Below are 18,405 nucleotides of genomic sequence, written 5' to 3' on the forward strand. Positions count from 1 at the left end.
AAAAAAGCCCCGCATCGCGGGGCTTTTTCATTCAGCGCTGACAATCAGGGCTGGGTGACTTTCACCAGTACGCCCAGGCTGCCGTTGTCCAGGTAGGTCAGCTCGCCCAGCTTGAGGCGGGTCTTCTGCCGTACGCGCTCGCTGCCGCTGAGCAGGCCGTCGGTATCGAAACGGTTGATCCAGAAGTCCGCCTCCAGGTCGATCAGGCGCTGCTGTTCGCTCAAGGACACCACGCCTTCTACCGGGAAGTGGCCGAACTGCTCGTTGCCGGTGCTCAGCGCGGACTTGCTCGGCACGGCCGCCAGGTTCTGCGCCCAGGCCTGGTGCAGCAGCACTTCGTACCCATTGCCGGGGTTGAGCTTGGCAGCCTCGTCGTTCAGCGCGGTGCCGCGCTCGTTGCCGGCGATGGGCGCGGCGCCCACGGCCCAGTCGTCCGGCGCCGGCTGGCTGGAAGAGAGGGCTTCGCCGCCCTGGCGGAAGACCAGCACTTCGATCTGGAACAGGCCGTCGGCGAAGGCCTGGGGGGCCAGCAGGCAGAGCAGCAGGGTGAGGTGGCGAAACGCGCGCATTGAGTCAGTCCTTTCAGGCGGATTGCGGGGCGAGGCGCTCCAGCAGCGCCTCCAGGGTATTGAAACGTTCCTCCGGGCGCTCCATCGGCACCTGGAGTTTGAACTGGGTGGCACCCTCGAACTTGTAGCGGGCCGGGGCGCTCTGGATCAGCTTGATCAGCACCAGCGGGTCGACGCTGGTGTCGCCGGCGAACTCGATGCGCCCGCCCTGGGGACCGGCGTCGATCTTCTTGATGCCGAGCTTCTCTGCCTGCAGCTTGAGCAGGGTCAGGCGCATCAGGTTCTTGGTCGCCTCCGGCAGCAGGCCGAAGCGGTCGATCATCTCCACCTGCAGCTCTTTCAGGCCGTCCTCGTCGGCGGCCGAGGCGATGCGCTTGTAGAGGATCAGGCGGCTGTGCACGTCCGGCAGGTAGTCGTCGGGGATCAGCGCCGGCACCCGCAGGTTGACCTCCGGGCCACCGCCCAGCGGCTGCTCCAGATTCGGTTGCTCGCCCTTGCGAATGGCCTTCACCGCGCGTTCGAGCATCTCCATGTAGAGAGTGAAGCCGACCGCCTGGATCTGCCCGCTCTGGCCGTCGCCGAGCAGCTCGCCGGCGCCGCGGATTTCCAGGTCATGGGTGGCCAGGACAAAGCCGGCGCCCAGGTCCTGGGCATTGGCGATGGCTTCCAGGCGCTTTTGCGCGTCTTCGGTCATCTGCTTGCGCGGAGGGGTCAGCAGGTAGGCGTAGGCCTGGTGGTGGCTACGGCCGACCCGGCCACGCAACTGGTGCAGCTGGGCCAGGCCGAACTTGTCGGCGCGCTCGATGAGGATGGTGTTGGCGCTGGGCACGTCGATGCCTGTCTCGATGATGGTCGAGGCCACCAGCACGTTGAAGCGCTTGTGGTAGAAGTCGCTCATCACCCGTTCCAGATCGCGCTCGTGCATCTGCCCGTGACCGATGCCGATGCGCGCTTCCGGAACCAGTGCGGCCAGGTCGGCGGCGCACTTCTCGATGGTCTTCACGTCGTTGTGCAGGTAGTACACCTGGCCGCCGCGCAGCAGTTCGCGCAGCAGCGCCTCCTTGATCACCGAATCGTGCTGCTCCATGACGAAGGTGCGCACCGACAGCCGGCGCGCCGGCGGGGTGGCAATGATCGACAGGTCGCGCATGCCCGATACCGCCATGTTCAGTGTGCGCGGGATCGGTGTGGCAGTGAGGGTGAGGATATCCACCTCGCTGCGCAGGGCCTTGAGCTGCTCCTTCTGGCGCACGCCGAAGCGGTGTTCCTCGTCGATGATGCACAGCCCCAGGTCCTTGAAGCGCACATCGTCCTGTAGCAGCTTGTGGGTGCCGATGACGATGTCGATCTTGCCCTCGGCCAGCTTGGCCACCGCCTCGTTGACTTCCTTGGCGCTCTTGAAGCGGCTCATCACCTCGACCGTTACCGGCCAGTCGGCGAAGCGGTCGCGGAAGCTGTTGTAGTGCTGCTGGGCGAGCAGGGTGGTCGGCACCAGCACCGCGACCTGGCGCCCGCTGTGCACGGCGATAAAGGCCGCGCGCATGGCCACCTCGGTCTTGCCAAAGCCGACGTCGCCGCAGACCAGGCGATCCATCGGCTTGGCCGCCAGCATGTCCTCGCGCACCGCGTCGATGGCGGCCTGCTGGTCCGGGGTCTCCTCGAAGGGGAAGCCGGCGCTGAAGGTGGCGTAGTCGGCGGCCGGGTCCTTGAACGCATAGCCTTCGCGGGCGGCGCGGCGGGCGTAGATGTCGAGCAGTTCGGCGGCGACGTCGCGCACTTGCTCGGCGGCCTTGCGCTTGGCCTTCTGCCAGGTCTCCGAGCCCAGGCGGTGCAGCGGCGCCAGGGCGTCGTCGCTGCCGGTGTAGCGGGCGATCAGGTGCAGGCTGGCCACCGGCACGTAGAGCTTGGCTTCCTCGGCGTACATCAGGGCGAGGAACTCGGCGGCCTGGCCGTCGAACTCCATGGTCACCAGGCCCAGGTAGCGGCCGACGCCGTGGTCGATATGCACCACCGGCGCGCCTTCGCGCAGCTCGGTGAGGTTCTTGATCACATTGTCGCCACCATCGCGCGATTTCTCGCGGCGGCGGCGCTGCATCACCCGTTGGCCGAACAGCGGGCTCTCGGCGACCAGGGCTATCTGGTCGAGCAGCAGGCCCTCGTCCAGCGGGGCGATGCAGATGGCCAGGCGCTCGCGGCTGTCAGTGAACTCCTTCCAGCCGGCCACTTCGATGGGCTTGAGCTTGAGCCGCGCCAGCAGTTCCAGCAGCACTTCGCGGCGGCCGGCGGACTCGGCGCTGAACAGCACGCGGCCCGGGTATTCCTCGATAAAGCGGCGCAGCGCGGCCAGCGGCTCGCTCGCCTTGGCCTGGATGGCCAGGTCCGGCAGGGGCCGGGCGTCGAAGCGCTCGCGGCCGACGCCGACTTCCACGTCTTCCTGGCTAACTACTACGCGCGGCCAGTTCTTCAGGCGGGCGAAGCAGTCTTCTACCGGCAGGAAGATGTCGGCCGGCGGCAGCAGCGGGCGCTCGGGGTCGACGCGGCGGTCCTCGTAGCGGTTGCGCGCATCAAGCCAGAACTGCTCGGCGGCCTGCTCGATGCCCGGCAGGGAGAACACCTGGGTGTCGCCCGGCAGGTAGTCGAACAGGGTGCCGGTTTCCTCGAAGAACAGTGGCAGGTAGTACTCGATGCCGGCCGGGGTGATGCCGGAGGCCAGGTCCTGGTAGATCGGGCAGCGGCGGAAGTCGACGTCGAAGCGCTCGCGGAAGCGCCCGCGGAAGTCGGTGACGGCCTTCTTCTCCAGCGGGAACTCGCGGGCCGGCAGCAGGCGGATCGACTCCACCTTGTCCACCGAGCGCTGAGTCTCCGGGTCGAAGGTGCGCAGGGTCTCGATCTCGTCGTCGAACAGGTCGATGCGGTAGGGCGTGTCGCTGCCCATGGGGAACAGGTCGATCAGCGCGCCGCGCACGGCGAACTCGCCATGTTCGTAGACGGTGTCCACGCAGCGGTAGCCGGCAGCTTCCAGGCGGGCGCGCATCTCTTCCACATCGAGCTTCTGGCCGACGTCCAGCAGCAGGCCGGAGCCGAGCAGGAAGCGGGTCGGCGCCAGGCGGTGCAGGGCGGTAGCGATCGGCACCACCAGCACGCCGTGCTTGATCTCCGGCAGGCGGTAGAGGGTGGCGATGCGCTGGGAAATGATGTCCTGGTGCGGCGAGAACACGTCGTAGGGCAGGGTTTCCCAGTCCGGGAAGTGCAGCACCGGCAGGTCCGGGGCAAAGAACGCCAGCTCTTCCTGCAGGCGCTCGGCGCTCTGGCTGTCGGCGGTCAGCAGCAGGGTGAAGCGCTTGGCGGCGCTGGCGGCCTCGGCCACGGCCAGGCTCAGCGCGGCCCCGGGCAGGTTGCCCCAGTGCTGTTTGCCGGCGGCGCCCGGCAGTTTCGGCAAGTGCAGTACGGACACGGGTGTCACGGCCCCAGGCGAAAAGAAGGGGGCGATTGTAACGAGCGGAGGTATCTACTGTCAGTTACGACGGGCGCACATTGCTCAGTGCAGTGGGCGCCGTCATAATGTAGCCCCTTTTTTCAGCCCCTACATGTGGAAGGTAATTGCCCGTGACCCAGAAGCCCGACCAGTGTCTCGGTGAGTGGATTGATCGTGAAGCCCTCGCAGAAGCGATGATTCCTATGATCGGTCAGCTCTACCGCAACAACAGCGTGGTGACCTCGATCTACGGCCGTGGTCTGATCAACCGTTCGGTGATCGACATTCTCAAAGCCCATCGCTTCGCCCGTCACCGCCTGGCTGACGAAGGCAGCGAGCTGTCGGTTCACGATACCTTCCCGATTCTCAAGGCCATGAGCGAGCTCAAGCTGGGCGCCGCCTCCGTGGACCTGGGCAAGATGGCCAGCAAGTTCAAGACCGAAGGCAACGGCCGCGCCGTCGAGCAGTTCGTCAAGGACGAGCTGGCCGACGTGGTCGGCAAGCAGAACGGCGCTGCCCGCGAAGGCACCGACGTGGTTCTGTACGGTTTCGGCCGCATCGGCCGCCTGCTGGCGCGCATCCTGATCGAGAAAACCGGTGGTGGCGACGGCCTGCGTCTGCGCGCCATTGTCGTGCGCAAGGGTTCCAGCAATGACCTGGTCAAGCGCGCCAGCCTGCTGCGTCGCGACTCGGTACACGGCAAGTTCGATGGCACCATCACCATCGACGAGGAAAACAACACCCTGACCGCCAACGGCAACCTGATCCAGGTGATCTACGCCAAGTCGCCGACCGAAGTCGACTATACCCAGTACGGCATCAAGAACGCCCTGCTGGTCGACAACACCGGCGTATGGCGCGATGCCGATGGCCTGGGCCAGCACCTGGCCTGCCCGGGTGTCGACCGCGTGGTGCTGACCGCACCGGGCAAGGGCGCGCTGAAGAACATCGTGCACGGCATCAACCACAGCGAAATCACCGCTGACGACAAGATCATCTCGGCCGCTTCCTGCACCACCAACGCCATCGTGCCGGTGCTGAAGGCCGTCAACGATCAGTACGGCATCGTCAACGGCCACGTCGAAACCGTTCACTCGTACACCAACGACCAGAACCTGATCGACAACTTCCACAAGGGCGATCGCCGTGGCCGCAGCGCCCCGCTGAACATGGTGATCACCGAGACCGGTGCCGCCACTGCCGCTGCCAAGGCCCTGCCGGCCCTGAAGGGCAAGCTGACCGGCAATGCCATTCGCGTACCGACGCCGAACGTTTCGATGGCCATCCTTAACCTGAACCTGGAGAAGGCCACCACCCGCGAAGAGATCAACGAGTACCTGCGCCAGATGGCCATGCACTCGGACCTGCAGAAGCAGATAGACTTCGTCCAGTCCCAGGAAGTGGTGTCCACCGACTTCGTCGGCTCGCGCCACGCCGGTGTGGTCGATGCCGAAGCCACCATCTGCAACGACAACCGCGTCGTGCTGTACGTGTGGTACGACAACGAGTTCGGCTACAGCTGCCAGGTGGTTCGCGTGATGGAAGAGATGGCTGGGGTCAACCCGCCGGCCTTCCCGCGCTAAGCGCAGGGCAATACGCAAACGGGAGCTTCGGCTCCCGTTTTCGTTTTCTGTGCCTAGGCTTGCGCCTGACTGCAACGGAATTTCCTCGTGGCCAGATTCTCCGCGCTGTTCCTGATCCTGCTGCTGAGCGGCTGTGGTGACGCGCTGCAGGAGTTCGGCGGGCCGACCATGGGCAGCCATTACTCGCTGAAGTACGTGCAAGCCGAAGGCGTGCCGCCGCGCGAGCGTCTGCAGGCCGAGGTGGAAGGCCTGCTGGCCGAGATCGACCGGCAGATGTCGTCCTGGCGCGCGGACTCCGACCTGTCGCGCTTCAACCAGTTGCCGGCGGGGGCCTGCATGGCCATGCCCGAGTCGGTGCTGCAGCTGGTGAGCTTCGGCGCCCAGCTGTCCGCCGGCAGCGAGGGGGCCTTCGATCTCTCCGTGCAGCCGCTGATGGACCTCTGGGGCTTCGGCGCGCAATCGCGCGGCCGGCGCGTGCCGGCCGCCGAGGAAATCGCCGCGGTGCTACCCGCCATCGGCCAGCGTCATCTGCGCATCGACGGCCGGAGGCTGTGCAAGGACGCCGCCGTGCGTCTCGATCTCGACGCCATCGCCGCCGGCTACGCGGTGGATCACATCGCCGCGCGCCTGAGCGAGCTGGGCGTGCGCAGCTTCCTGCTGGAGGTCACCGGCGAGCTCAAGGCGGTCGGGCGCAAGCCGGACGGCTCGCCCTGGACGGTGGCCATCGAGGCTCCGCGCGACGAGAGCCGCGAGGAGCAGTTGCGCCTGGCTCTGGATGGTCTTGGCGTGTCCACCTCCGGTGATTACCGCAATTACTTCGAGGCCGGCGGCCAGCGTTATTCGCATACCTTCGACCCGCGCACGGGGCGGCCGGTCAGCCACGACCTGGCCTCGGTCAGCGTGGTGGATGCCTCGGCGCTGCGCGCCGATGGCCTGTCGACCGCCCTGATGGTGCTGGGGCCCGAGGCGGGCATGGCCTACGCCGAGCGCGAGGGCGTCGCCGCGCTGTTTATCCGGCGCGCCGGTGAGCGCTTCGTCACCCAGGCGAGCACGGCTTTCGTGCGCCGCTTCGGCGACCCGCAGGCGCCTGGCGCGGGCATGTAGTGGAGAGAAAGCTCGCCTACGCCGCGACCAAGCGCTAATGTGCCGGGCAAAATTGCACGGCTAAGCTGTGTGAAGAGTTTCGAGAGCCGCGGCCATGGGGGCGCGGTCGATCCGGGCCTTGCCGATCTCTATCGAGTGGCCCGGTGCGCGATGAGGAGTAAGCATGGCGGTCTACAACTACGACGTGGTGGTGCTGGGTTCCGGTCCGGCGGGCGAGGGCGCGGCAATGAACGCGGCCAAGGCCGGGCGCAAGGTGGCGGTGGTCGACAACCGCCCGCTGGTAGGCGGCAACTGCACCCACCTCGGCACCATCCCGTCCAAGGCGCTGCGCCACTCGGTGCGGCAGATCATGCAGTACAACACCAACCCGCTGTTCCGCCAGATCGGCGAGCCGCGCTGGTTCTCCTTCCCCGACGTGCTGAAGAGCGCCGAGCGGGTCATTTCCAAGCAGGTCGCCTCGCGCACCAGCTATTACGCGCGCAACCGCATCGACGTGTTCTTCGGCACCGCCAGCTTCGCCGACGAGCAGACCGTGGAAGTGGTCTGCCCCAGCGGCGTGGTCGAGAAACTGGTGGCCAAGCAGGTGGTCATCGCCACCGGCTCGCGTCCCTATCGCCCGGCGGACGTGGACTTCCACCACCCGCGCATCTATGACAGCGACACCATCCTCAGCCTGACCCACACCCCGCGCCGCATCATCATCTACGGCGCCGGCGTGATCGGCTCCGAGTACGCCTCGATCTTCAGCGGCCTGGGCGTGCTGGTCGACCTGATCGACAACCGCGACCAGTTGCTTAGTTTCCTGGATGACGAGATCTCCGACGCGCTCAGCTATCACCTGCGCACCAATAACGTGCTGATTCGCCACAACGAAGAGTACGAGCGCATCGAGGGCCTGGAGAACGGTGTGATCCTGCACCTCAAGTCGGGCAAGAAGATCAAGGCCGACTGCCTGCTGTGGTGCAACGGCCGTACCGGCAACACCGACCGGCTGGGCCTGGAGAACATTGGCATCAAGGTCAACAGCCGCGGCCAGATCGAGGTCGACCAGCAGTACCGCACGCAGATCAGCAACATCTTCGCCGCCGGTGACGTGATCGGCTGGCCGAGCCTGGCCAGTGCCGCCTACGACCAAGGCCGGTCGGCCGCCGGCAGCGCGGTGGAGAACGACAGCTGGCGCTTCGTCGACGACGTGCCGACCGGCATCTACACCATTCCGGAGATCAGCTCGATCGGCAAGAACGAGAAGGAGCTGACCCAGGCCAAGATTCCCTACGAGGTTGGCAAGGCCTTCTTCAAGGGCATGGCGCGGGCGCAGATCTCCCACGAGCCGGTGGGCATGCTGAAGATCCTATTCCACCGCGAGACCCTGGAGATCCTCGGCGTGCACTGCTTCGGCTACCAGGCCTCGGAGATCGTGCACATCGGCCAGGCGATCATGAACCAGAAGGGCGAGGCGAACAGTATCAAGTACTTCGTCAACACCACCTTCAACTACCCGACCATGGCCGAGGCCTATCGGGTGGCGGCGTTCGACGGTCTCAACCGGCTTTTCTGAGCGGCTCCGACCGGTGGCCTGAGCCGGTCGGGGATCCCCTCAGCGACTCCCGCACCTGGCGCTGGCCGAATCGGGAGAGCTTCTGACCAGGCGCGCTGCTGCAAAAAGAACCGGCCCACTGGCCGGTTTCTTTTTGTCCATGAGAAGCGCGGTCAGGGTCAGCGCTTAAGCGTATCGACCGCCAGCCCCGGGAAGTCGGTGATGATACTGTCTGCGCCGAAGTCGGCCAGGCGGCGCATCAGGGCCGGCTCGTTGACCGTCCATACCGACACGTGCAGGCCGGCCTTCTGCGCCTTGAGCAGGCGTTCCGGGGTGCACAGGGTCCAGTTCAGCGCGAGCATCGAGCACTCGTGGTGGGCGGCGACCTTGAGCGGGTCGAGCCAGTTGTACTCGGCGACCAGGCCGCGCGATAGCTCCGGGGTCAGCCTGCGCAGGGCGCGCAGTACTTCACGCGAGCTGCTGGTGACGGTGACCTTGTCCTTGATGCCGAAGCGTTCGGCCAGTGCCTGGATGGCCAGCACGGTGCGTGCGGCGCGCACCCGCGAGGCGCTTTTGACTTCCAGCTGCCAGTGCTCGAAGGGGCACTGCTCGAATAGGGTTTCCAACTTGGGAATGGGGCAGGGCGTCTTCCAGCCCGGGCCGCCGAGGCGCGCATCCAGATTCGTCAGTTCCTCGGCATCATGCTCCACCACCTTGCCGCGGCGGCCGGTGGTGCGCTTGAGGGTCGGGTCGTGGATCACCATCAGCTCGCCATCGCGCGACAGGTGCAGGTCCAGCTCGCAGCGGGTGACGCCATGCGCGAGGCATTGCTGGAAACTGGCGAGGGTGTTTTCCGGTGCTTCGCCCTTGGCGCCGCGGTGGCCGTAGATGAGGGTCACTGTTGTTCCTTGGTGGGATGGCGGGGCTGGTGATGAAGCACGCTGTTCACCACGTGGTCGTACTCGAAATAGACGCTGAAGCTGCGGTAGTCCCAGCGGGTGATCGGTGGCTGGCCCACCGGCGGATGTTCCTCGTCGGCCAGGCCGAAGCGCGCCAGCACCGAACTTCTGGATTCGCCCACCTTGGGCAGGCCGGCGACCGCGTCGCCCTGCTGGCCAACGGGGATCTCGATGGTTTCCGCCAGCGCCGGCAACGGCAGCAGCAGGGCGAGCAGCAGTGGCAGGGCGCGCATCAGTCCTGCCCCCGCGCCTGGCGGCGCTCCAGCGCCTGCTTCTGCAGGATGTGGCGCGCCAGCAACTGGCGCTGTGCGTCGGTCAGTGCCTCGAACTCGGTACCGATCTCGAACTGGCCATCGTCGCGATTGTGGCAATGCACGACCTGGGCGCGCAGCAGCAGGCCGAGTGCCTGGGGCATCAGCACCATCTTGATCGCCAGATGGCTGCCGGCGGGTATCGCCTGGCCATGATTGAAGCTGATGCCGCCCTCGGAGATGGATACCCGCCGCGGCGAGCCGATGTCACGCAGCAGGCTCTGCGCCACGGCCTGGCCGAGCAGGTCGATGCGCTTGTTCATCACCTTAAGGTAGTTGGCCAGGGTGCGGTCGCGCTCGCTGATATGCCGCAGCAGGTGCTGCGACTCGAAGTCCATCAGGTGCAGTTCGCTGAGCAGATTGAACAGCGGGGAATTATCGTGCAGCGGGTCACTGGCGTGAGCTTCGGCCCTGGAGAGCAGGCTGAAATCCAGTGCCATCGTATCCTCGATACGGTAGTATTCGCGGCGATCATCGGCGTCTTGAATCGACATGGCGAACCCATGGCAGCAGTGGTGGTCTGAGTGTAAAGCCGCGCGCCAAGCCCCGCCACAAGGACGTTTCTCTCTTTCCGCCAGCGAACCCTTCACTCATGTTCAGACCCCTGCCGTTCTTTATCGGCGTGCGTTATACGCAGGCCCGGCGCCGCAGCCTGTTTGTCTCCTTCATATCCCTCACCTCCATCATCGGCCTGGCCCTCGGCGTGCTGGTGATGATCGTCGTGCTGTCGGTCATGAACGGTTTCGACCGCGAGATGCGCGACCGTGTTCTGGGCATGGTGCCCCACGCCACCCTCGACAGCCCCACGCCGATCAAGGACTGGCGCACCATAGGCGAAGGCCTGCTGCGCCACCCGCAGGTGGCCGCCATTGCTCCCTTCACCCAGATGCAGGGCCTGCTGACCAACAACGGCCAGGTGCAGAAGGTGCTGGTCAACGCCATCGACCCGGTCGAAGAGGGCAAGGTGTCGATCATTGGCGACTACTTCCTCAAGGATCAGGGCGCGCTCGATTCGCTCAGGGCCGGTGGCTTCGGCATCGTTATCGGCGACCTGGCGGCGAAGAAGCTCGGCCTGAAGATCGGCGACAAGGTCACCTTCGTCGCGCCCGAGGTGGCGGTGACGCCCGCCGGCATGTTCCCGCGCATGAAGCGCTTCACCGTGGTCGGCATCTTCCATGTCGGCGCCGGCGAGATCGACGGACATGTGGTGATGACCCATGTGCAGGACGCCGGCCGCCTGCTGCGCCTGAAGCCGGGCGAGGTGCAGGGCATCCGCCTGAAATTGCATGACCTGTTCCAGGCGCCCCAGGTGGCCTGGGAACTGGCCAGCCTGCTGCGCGAGCAGGACTTCTACGCCCGCGACTGGACCCGCACCCACGGCAACCTGTACCAGGCCATCCGCATGGAGAAGACCATGATCGGCCTGCTGCTTTTGCTTATCGTCGCGGTGGCCGCCTTCAACATCATCTCCACCCTGGTGATGGTGGTGACCGATAAGAAGTCCGACATCGCCATCCTGCGCACCCTCGGCGCCACGCCGCGGCAGATCATGCTGACCTTCATGGTCCAGGGCTCGGTGATCGGAATCGTCGGCACCCTGGTCGGCGGAGTGCTCGGTGTGCTCGCCGCGCTCAACGTCAGCGCGGCGATCAAGGGCCTGGAAAATCTGCTCGGCATCCAGTTCCTCAATGCCGAGGTGTACTTCATCGACTACCTGCCCTCGCAGGTGCAGGGCTCGGATGTGGCGCTGGTCTGCGGCGCCGCCCTGGTCCTGAGTTTCCTTGCCACCCTTTACCCGGCCTGGCGTGCGGCGCGCACCCAGCCAGCGGAGGCTTTGCGTTATGAGTGACAAGTCCGTCCTGAGTTGCCGCAACCTGGGCAAGAGCTACGAGGAAGGCCCGCAGACGGTCGAGGTGCTGGCCAGCGTCGAACTGGAGCTGCTGCCCGGCGAGCGCGTGGCCATCGTCGGTTCCTCCGGCTCGGGCAAGAGCACGCTGCTGAACATGCTCGGCGGCCTGGATACGCCGAGCAAGGGCAGCGTCTGGCTGGCCGGCGAGGAGCTCTCGGCGCTCAACGAAAAGGCCCGCGGCCTGCTGCGCAACCGGGCGCTGGGCTTCGTCTACCAGTTCCACCACCTGCTGCCGGAATTCACCGCGCTGGAAAACGTGTGCATGCCGCTGCTGATCGGCAAGACGCCGATCCCGGAGGCGCGCCAGCGTGCCACCGCGCTGCTGGAGCGGGTCGGCCTCGGTCATCGCCTGTCGCACAAGCCGGCCGAGCTGTCCGGCGGCGAGCGCCAGCGTGTGGCCATCGCCCGCGCCCTGGTCAACAACCCGGCGCTGGTGCTGCTCGACGAGCCGACCGGCAACCTCGACCAGCACACCGCCCAGGGCATCCAGGACCTGATGCGCGAGCTCAGCTCGTCTTCGCAGACCGCCTTCCTGGTGGTGACCCACGACCCGCAACTGGCAGGCCAGATGGATCGCGTGTTGCGCCTGGAAGACGGCAAGCTGGTGGCTGCCTGATATGTTCCGGCCACTCGCGATCTTCGTCGGTGCCCGCTACACCCGGGCCAAGCGGCGCAATCACTACATCTCGTTCATCTCGCTGACCTCGATGATCGGCCTGGCGCTTGGCGTGCTGGCGATGATCGTGGTGCTGTCGGTGATGAACGGTTTCCAGAAGGAAATGAGCTCGCGCATCCTCGGCATGGTGCCGCACGCCACCCTGTCCGCCGAGCAGCCGCTGGACGACTGGCAGGCGGTGGCCGCCGCTGCCATGAAGCACAAGCAGGTGACCGGCGCCGCGCCCTTTGCCGAGCTGGAAGGCATGTTCTCCTACAAGGGCACCATGCAGCCGATCCAGATCAACGGCATCGATCCGGCCGAGGAACAGAAGGTCTCGATCATCGGCCGGCACATGGTCCAGGGCCGCCTGGAGGACCTCAAGCCGGGCGAGTTCGGTGTGGTGCTCGGTGAGATCAGCGCGCGGCGCTTCCGCCTCAGTGTCGGCGACAAGCTGACCCTGATCGTGCCGGAGCTGAGCAACGCCGCTGGTGGCATTACTCCGCGCATGCTGCGTCTGTCGGTGGTCGGCGTGTTCAAGGTCGGCGCCGAGCTGGATGGCAGCCTGGCGCTGATCAACATCGCCGACGCCTCCAGCATCCAGCGCATGAACGAAGGGCAGGTGCAGAGCGTGCGCATCGCCCTCAAGGACCTGTACCAGGCGCCGCAGGTTTCCGCCGCCATCGCCAAGGAGCTGGGCGCCGGCTACAAGTCGATCGACTGGACCCGTACCCAGGGCAGCCTGTTCAGCGCCATGCAGATGGAGAAGACCATGATCGGCCTGCTCCTGCTGCTGATCATCGCGGTGGCCGCCTTCAACATCATCGCCACGCTGATCATGGTAGTCGCCGACAAGCGCGCCGACATCGCCATCCTGCGTACCCTGGGCGCCACGCCGGGGCAGATCATGGCCACCTTCATGGTCCAGGGCACGGTGATCGGCAGCATCGGCACCCTGATCGGTGGCGTGCTGGGCGTGATCGTCGCGCTCAACGTCAGCAGCTGGGTGGCCTGGCTGGAGCGGGTCAGCGGCGCGCATATCTTCAGCTCGGACGTGTACTTCATCAGCAGCCTGCCGTCCGACCTGCGTGGCCTGGACGTCTTGCTGATCTGCGGCGCGGCGCTGAGCATGAGCTTCCTCGCTACCCTGTACCCGTCCTGGCGTGCCTCACGCACCCAGCCGGCCGAGGCGCTGCGCTACGAGTGAAGACAAAAACGCCGCGATCATCGCGGCGTTTTTCATTCAGTTGGCAGCCTGGCGACGACGCTCGGCGCGCTTGCGCCAGCTGTGCGCCACCCACCAGCGCCAGTACAGCATGGTCACGCCGTAGCCCAGCGCGCCGAGCAGCGCGCCGGTGACCACCGAGCCGAGCAGGAAGGGTTTCCAGACGATCGCCAGCTCGCCGCTGATCCATTCCCAGGTCAGTTCGTCCGGCAGCTCCATCGGCGGAATGCCGAGCAGCCAGCTGCCCATCTTGTAGGTGCAGTAGAAGATCGGCGGCATGGTGAAGGGGTTGGTCAGCCAGACCAGGCCCACCGAGATCGGCAGGTTGGCGCGGATCGGAATCGCCAGGCAGGCGGCGATCAGCATCTGCGCGGGCGCCGGGATGAACGCGGCGAACAGGCCGGCGGCCATGGCACGCGCCACCGAATGGCGGTTCAGGTGCCAGAGGTTGGGGTCGTGCAGCAAGGCGCCGAGGAAGCGCAGTGACTTGTGTTCCCGGATCGTCTCCGGATTGGGCATGTAGCGTTTGAACAGACGACGAGGCATGGGCAGTCTCGGGAAAAACGAGCGGCTATTATGCACCGATGGTCGCAGGCAGGCTTGGCTGCTTTGTGACAGTGATTAACCCAGGATGGGGAAACGATGCGCACAGGGATGCTCGCGCTGGCTGCAGGCCTGGCCTGCCTTCCGTTACTGCCGGAGCTGCCGCCGACCTGGCTGCTGCTGCTGGCGCTCTTGCCCTTGGCGCTGATGCTATTGCCTTGGCGCAGCTATGCCATCTCCTTCCTATTGTTCGGCTTTGTCTGGGCCTGCTGCAGCGCCCAGGCGGCGCTGGATGATCGCCTGCTTCCCGAGCTGGACGGCCGCACCCTGTGGCTGGAGGGGCGGGTGAGCGGCCTGCCGGAGGTGAGCGAGGGTGTGGTGCGCTTCCAACTGGAAGAGCCGATGGCGCGTGCGCACCGACTGCCCGAGCACCTGCGCCTGTCCTGGTATGACGGCCCGAAGGTGCTGGCCGGCGAACGCTGGCGCCTGGCGGTCAAGCTCAAGCGCCCGCGCGGCCTGGTCAATCCGCAGGGCTTCGATTACGAGGCCTGGCTGCTGGCCCAGCGCATCGGCGCCACCGGCACCATCAAGCAGGGCGAGCGGCTGAGCGAGGCCACGGGACCGGCGGCCTGGCGCGACCAGCTGCGTCAGCGCCTGCTCGGCGTTGAGGCCCATGGTCGCGCCGGCGGGTTGGCGGCGTTGGTGCTCGGCGACGACTCCGGCCTCAGTCGCGCCGATTGGCGCACGCTACAGGACACCGGCACCGTGCACCTGCTGGTGATCTCCGGCCAGCACGTGGCGCTGCTCGCCGCCGTGCTCTATGGCCTGGTCGCCGGACTGGCTCGCCTCGGTCTGTGGCCGCGCCTGCTGCCCTGGCTGCCCTGGGCCTGTGGCCTGGCCTTCGCCGGTGCGCTGGGCTATGGCGTGCTAGCCGGCTTCGAGGTGCCGGTACGGCGGGCCTGCGTGATGGTGGCGCTGGTGCTGCTCTGGCGCCTGCGCTTCCGACACCTGGGGCTGTGGTGGCCGTTGGCGCTGGCGCTCATTCTGGTGTTGCTGGTCGAGCCTCTGGCCAGCCTGCAGGCGGGCTTCTGGTTGTCCTTCGGCGCGGTGGCGGTGCTGGTCTGGGTGTTCGGTGGGCGGCTCGGCACTTGGTCCTGGTGGCGCGTCTGGTGGCGGGCGCAGTGGACGCTGGCGCTGGGCTTATTGCCGCTGTTCTTCGCCCTCGGCCTGCCCCTGAGCCTGAGCGGCCCGCTGGCCAACCTGGTCGCGGTGCCCTGGGTCAGTCTGCTGGTGGTGCCGTTGGCGCTGCTCGGCACCCTGCTGTTGCCGGTGCCCTGGCTGGGGGAGGGGCTGCTGTGGCTGGCCGGCGGCCTGCTGGAACTCCTGTTCCAGCTGCTGGCCTGGATCGCGGCGCTGCTGCCGGCCTGGCTGCCTACCGCGCTGCCGCTCTGGTGCTGGCTGATCGGCAGCCTGGGTGTGTTGTTGTGCCTGATGCCGTCTGGTGTGCCACTGCGGGCGTTGGGTTTGGCGATGCTGCTGGCATTCGCTGTTCCGCCGCGGGAGCGGATCCCGTCGGGGCAGGCGGAAATCTGGCAGCTGGATGTCGGCCAGGGCCTGGCCGTGCTGGTGCGCACCCGCGAGCACGCGTTGCTGTACGACGCCGGGCCGCGCTTCGGTGACTTCGACCTGGGCGAGCGGGTAGTGCTGCCTTCGCTGCGCCAGCTCGATGTGTCCCACCTCGACCTGATGCTGCTCAGCCATGCCGATAGCGATCACGCCGGCGGCGCCGAGGCACTGGCGCGTGGTCTGCCGATCGACCGTGTGCTGAGTGGCGAGTCGGCCGTGTTGCCGGCCAGCCTGGCGGCGCAGCCCTGCATCGATGGGGCAAGCTGGAGCTGGGACGGCGTGCGCTTCACTACCTGGCGCTGGGCCGGGGCGGGAGAGGGCAACCCGGCTTCTTGCCTGCTCAAGGTCGAGGCAGCAGGCGAACGGCTGCTGCTGACCGGCGATATAGATGAGGCGGCGGAAGCGGCGCTGCTGGCGGCCGGTCGCGATCTGCGCGCCGAGTGGCTGCAGATACCGCACCATGGCAGTCGCAGCTCGTCGTCGGCGGCGTTTCTCGATGCGGTGGCGCCACGGGCCGCCTTGCTCTCGCGAGGTTGGCACAACCCCTTCGGTCATCCGCACCCGACTGTGCTGGCGCGCTATCGCGAGCGCGACATCACCCTGTATGACAGCGCCGAACGCGGTGCCGTGCGCCTGCTGCTGGGCTCGGGCGAGGGCGTTTCCAGCTGGCGCGAGCGTCCGCGTTTCTGGCGGGAAAAATGAGAACCGGGGTGGTCTGCGCCGACTCGACCCTATGCTAGAGTGGCGCCACTTTTCCGAGTGGGGATGCACTGCCGTGTGGGAGCTGGTCAAATCTGGTGGCTGGATGATGCTGCCGATCATTCTGAGTTCTATCGTTGCCGCCGGCATCACTGCCGAACGTCTCTGGACCCTGCGCGCCAGCCGTATCGCGCCTGCCCATCTGCTGGGCCAGGTGTGGCTGTGGATCAAGGAAAAGAAGCTCACCAACGACAAGCTCAAGGAGCTGCGTGCCAACTCGCCGCTGGGGCAGATCCTCGCCGCCGGCCTGGCCAACTCCAAGCATGGTCGCGAGATCATGAAGGAGTGCATCGAGGAGGCCGCCGGTCGCGTCATCCATGATCTGGAGCGCTACCTCAACACCCTCGGCACCATCGCCGGCATCGCGCCGCTGCTCGGCCTGCTCGGCACCGTGCTGGGCATGATCGATATCTTCAGCGCCTTCATGGGCACCCACATGGCCAACGCCTCGGTGCTCGCCGGTGGTATCGCCAAAGCCCTGATCACTACCGCCGCCGGCCTGTTCGTGGCCATCCCGGCGCTGTTCTTCCACCGCTTCCTGGTGCGTCGTGTCGACGAGCTGGTGGTCGGCATGGAGCAGGAGGCGATCAAGCTGGTGGAGGTGGTGCAGGGCGACCGTGACGTCGACCTGGGCAACGGCAGCGCCCCCGCGCCGAAAGAAGCCCGCAAAGAGAGCAAGAAGGCGTGAAGTTCCGGCGCAAACAGCGGGAGAACAATGTCGAGATCAACCTGGCGTCGTTGATCGACGTGGTGTTCATCCTGCTGCTGTTCTTCGTGGTCACCACCACCTTCACCCGCGAGACCCAGCTCAAGGTCGACCTGCCGGAAGCCGCCAGCGGCACGCCGCCGGAAGACACCGCGCTGAAGCAGATGGAAGTGCTGATCAGTGCCGAGGGCAGCTACTCGCTGAATGGCCAGGCGCTGCTCAAGAGCGATCTGGAAGGCCTGATGGCGGCGCTGGGCAAGGAGTCCGGCGGCGACAACAGCCTGCCGTTATCCATCAGCGCCGACGCCAAGACCCCGCACCAGGCGGTGATCACCGCCATGGACGCCGCCGGCAAGATGGGCTTCTCCCATCTGCGCATCACCACGGTCGAGGCCGAGGCCAAGCCTTGAGCCTGGCCGACCGGCTGACCGGCGCCTGGTACCATGGCCATCCGGCCCTGACTCTGCTACGCCCGCTGGAGTGGTTGTACCGGCGGGTGGTGCAGGGCAAGCGCCGCGCCTTCCTGGCCGGCGAGGGCGATATCTACCGCGCGCCGGTGCCGGTGCTGGTGGTCGGCAACGTCACGGTTGGCGGCACCGGCAAGACTCCCATGATCCTCTGGCTGATCGAGCACTGCCGTGCCCGTGGTCTGCGCGTCGGCGTGGTCAGTCGTGGCTATGGCGCCACGCCGCCCCAGCTGCCGTGGCGGGTACGGGCCGACGATCCGGCCAGCCACGCGGGTGACGAGCCGTTGCTGATCGTCCAGCGCAGTGGCGTGCCGCTGGTGATCGACCCGCGGCGAGCCCGCGCCGTACGGGCGCTGCTGGAGCAGGAGCCGCTCGACCTGATCCTCAGCGACGACGGCCTGCAGCATTACCGCCTGGCCCGCGATATCGAACTGGTATTGATCGATGCCGCACGCGGCCTGGGCAATCGTCGCTGCCTGCCGGCCGGTCCCCTGCGCGAGCCGGCCGAGCGCCTGGCCGAGGTCGACGCGGTGCTGCGTAACGGCGCCGCCGAGGATGGCGAGGAGGGCTACGCCCTGCAGCTGCGCCCGACCGCGCTGGTCAATCTGCTCAGCGGCGAGCGGGTCGGCCTCGATCATTTCCCGCCGGGCCAGCAGGTCCATGCGGTAGCCGGCATCGGCAATCCGCAGCGTTTCTTCAACACCCTCGAAGCGCTAAACTGGCGGCCGATCGCGCATCCCTTCGCCGACCACGCCAGCTACAGCCTCGAGGCCTTGCAATTCAGCCCGCCGCTGCCGCTGCTGATGACCGAGAAGGATGCGGTGAAATGCCGGGCCTTCGCCGCCGCCGACTGGTGGTATCTGGCGGTGAATGCGGCGCCGTCGCCGGCCTTCGTCGCCTGGTTCGATGCGCGCCTGGATCGCCTGCCGTCCGCCCGGCCCTGAGTTTCGCGTTTTCCCACCTCTCCGAGGATTTCC

At 66.7% G+C, this 18,405-nt stretch carries 16 protein-coding genes; 10 read left to right on the top strand and 6 right to left on the bottom strand.

Features of this window, described 5'->3' with window-relative positions:
* Window positions 1–44: 44 nt before the first annotated feature.
* Together OH686_RS21395 and mfd are read right to left on the bottom strand one after the other, a co-directional pair.
* Window positions 45–569: a CsiV family protein gene (locus OH686_RS21395; protein WP_289535084.1), complete on the bottom strand. Its 525-nt coding sequence runs from the start codon at window positions 567–569 to the stop codon at window positions 45–47.
* Between the two features lie 13 nt (window positions 570–582).
* Window positions 583–4,023, bottom strand: coding sequence for a transcription-repair coupling factor (gene mfd, locus OH686_RS21400; RefSeq protein ID WP_289535085.1), 3,441 nt, complete (start codon window positions 4,021–4,023; stop codon window positions 583–585).
* A 152-nt stretch (window positions 4,024–4,175) separates the two neighbouring features.
* Here mfd and OH686_RS21405 point away from each other — a divergent pair, with 152 nt between their 5' ends.
* The 3 genes from OH686_RS21405 (at window position 4,176) to sthA (ending at window position 8,289) form a co-directional block, all read left to right on the top strand.
* On the top strand, window positions 4,176–5,627 hold the full coding sequence (locus OH686_RS21405) for a glyceraldehyde-3-phosphate dehydrogenase (protein ID WP_289535087.1): 1,452 nt from the start codon (window positions 4,176–4,178) through the stop codon (window positions 5,625–5,627).
* A gap of 87 nt (window positions 5,628–5,714) precedes the next feature.
* Window positions 5,715–6,731 (top strand): FAD:protein FMN transferase, encoded by a 1,017-nt coding sequence (locus OH686_RS21410; protein ID WP_289535089.1) that lies wholly within the window; start codon window positions 5,715–5,717, stop codon window positions 6,729–6,731.
* Window positions 6,732–6,894: 163 nt separating this feature from the next.
* Window positions 6,895–8,289, top strand: a complete 1,395-nt coding sequence (gene sthA / locus OH686_RS21415; protein ID WP_137971796.1) for a Si-specific NAD(P)(+) transhydrogenase — start codon at window positions 6,895–6,897, stop codon at window positions 8,287–8,289.
* Between the two features lie 158 nt (window positions 8,290–8,447).
* Here sthA and OH686_RS21420 read toward each other — a convergent pair whose 3' ends face one another.
* The 3 genes from OH686_RS21420 to OH686_RS21430 are packed head-to-tail and all read right to left on the bottom strand — an operon-like array spanning window position 8,448 to window position 10,032.
* Window positions 8,448–9,167: a glycerophosphodiester phosphodiesterase gene (locus tag OH686_RS21420; RefSeq protein WP_289535092.1), complete on the bottom strand. Its 720-nt coding sequence runs from the start codon at window positions 9,165–9,167 to the stop codon at window positions 8,448–8,450.
* Complete coding sequence (locus OH686_RS21425) at window positions 9,164–9,460, bottom strand: phosphodiesterase (protein ID WP_289535093.1); 297 nt, start codon at window positions 9,458–9,460, stop codon at window positions 9,164–9,166. Before OH686_RS21425 ends, OH686_RS21420 begins: the two co-directional genes overlap by 4 nt.
* Window positions 9,460–10,032, bottom strand: a complete 573-nt coding sequence (locus OH686_RS21430) for a PilZ domain-containing protein (protein WP_289535094.1) — start codon at window positions 10,030–10,032, stop codon at window positions 9,460–9,462. The genes OH686_RS21425 and OH686_RS21430 overlap by 1 nt, the downstream gene beginning before the upstream one ends.
* 98 nt (window positions 10,033–10,130) lie before the next feature.
* On the opposite strand from OH686_RS21430, the gene OH686_RS21435 reads away from it, so the two are divergent.
* Genes OH686_RS21435 through OH686_RS21445 form a run of 3 tightly spaced genes read left to right on the top strand, consistent with a single transcriptional unit; the run spans window position 10,131 to window position 13,309 of the window.
* The gene (locus tag OH686_RS21435; protein WP_289535095.1) at window positions 10,131–11,387 is read left to right on the top strand and encodes a lipoprotein-releasing ABC transporter permease subunit; all 1,257 of its coding nucleotides are present in this window, start codon (window positions 10,131–10,133) and stop codon (window positions 11,385–11,387) included.
* Window positions 11,380–12,063 carry a lipoprotein-releasing ABC transporter ATP-binding protein LolD gene (gene lolD / locus OH686_RS21440; RefSeq protein ID WP_289535097.1) on the top strand — a complete coding sequence of 228 codons (684 nt, stop codon included), beginning with the start codon at window positions 11,380–11,382 and terminating at the stop codon, window positions 12,061–12,063. Before OH686_RS21435 ends, lolD begins: the two co-directional genes overlap by 8 nt.
* Window position 12,064: 1 nt before the next feature.
* Entirely contained in the window at window positions 12,065–13,309 is a 1,245-nt protein-coding gene (locus OH686_RS21445) for a lipoprotein-releasing ABC transporter permease subunit (protein WP_289535099.1), read from the top strand.
* A 36-nt stretch (window positions 13,310–13,345) separates the two neighbouring features.
* Here OH686_RS21445 and OH686_RS21450 read toward each other — a convergent pair whose 3' ends face one another.
* Window positions 13,346–13,873 carry a DUF2062 domain-containing protein gene (locus OH686_RS21450; RefSeq protein WP_137971803.1) on the bottom strand — a complete coding sequence of 176 codons (528 nt, stop codon included), beginning with the start codon at window positions 13,871–13,873 and terminating at the stop codon, window positions 13,346–13,348.
* A gap of 96 nt (window positions 13,874–13,969) precedes the next feature.
* On the opposite strand from OH686_RS21450, the gene OH686_RS21455 reads away from it, so the two are divergent.
* The 4 genes from OH686_RS21455 (at window position 13,970) to lpxK (ending at window position 18,372) form a co-directional block, all read left to right on the top strand.
* On the top strand, window positions 13,970–16,198 hold the full coding sequence (locus OH686_RS21455) for a DNA internalization-related competence protein ComEC/Rec2 (protein WP_289535101.1): 2,229 nt from the start codon (window positions 13,970–13,972) through the stop codon (window positions 16,196–16,198).
* 73 nt (window positions 16,199–16,271) lie between these two features.
* Window positions 16,272–16,943 (top strand): flagellar polar localization protein PocA, encoded by a 672-nt coding sequence (gene pocA, locus OH686_RS21460; RefSeq protein ID WP_289535102.1) that lies wholly within the window; start codon window positions 16,272–16,274, stop codon window positions 16,941–16,943.
* Window positions 16,940–17,371 carry a flagellar polar localization protein PocB gene (gene pocB, locus OH686_RS21465; RefSeq protein WP_289535104.1) on the top strand — a complete coding sequence of 144 codons (432 nt, stop codon included), beginning with the start codon at window positions 16,940–16,942 and terminating at the stop codon, window positions 17,369–17,371. Before pocA ends, pocB begins: the two co-directional genes overlap by 4 nt.
* Window positions 17,368–18,372, top strand: coding sequence for a tetraacyldisaccharide 4'-kinase (gene lpxK, locus OH686_RS21470; RefSeq protein WP_289535105.1), 1,005 nt, complete (start codon window positions 17,368–17,370; stop codon window positions 18,370–18,372). Before pocB ends, lpxK begins: the two co-directional genes overlap by 4 nt.
* Window positions 18,373–18,405: the final 33 nt, after the last annotated feature.

It is taken from the genome of Pseudomonas sp. SO81 (genome assembly GCF_030374125.1).
In the GTDB taxonomy this organism is placed as follows: Bacteria; Pseudomonadota; Gammaproteobacteria; order Pseudomonadales; family Pseudomonadaceae; genus Aquipseudomonas.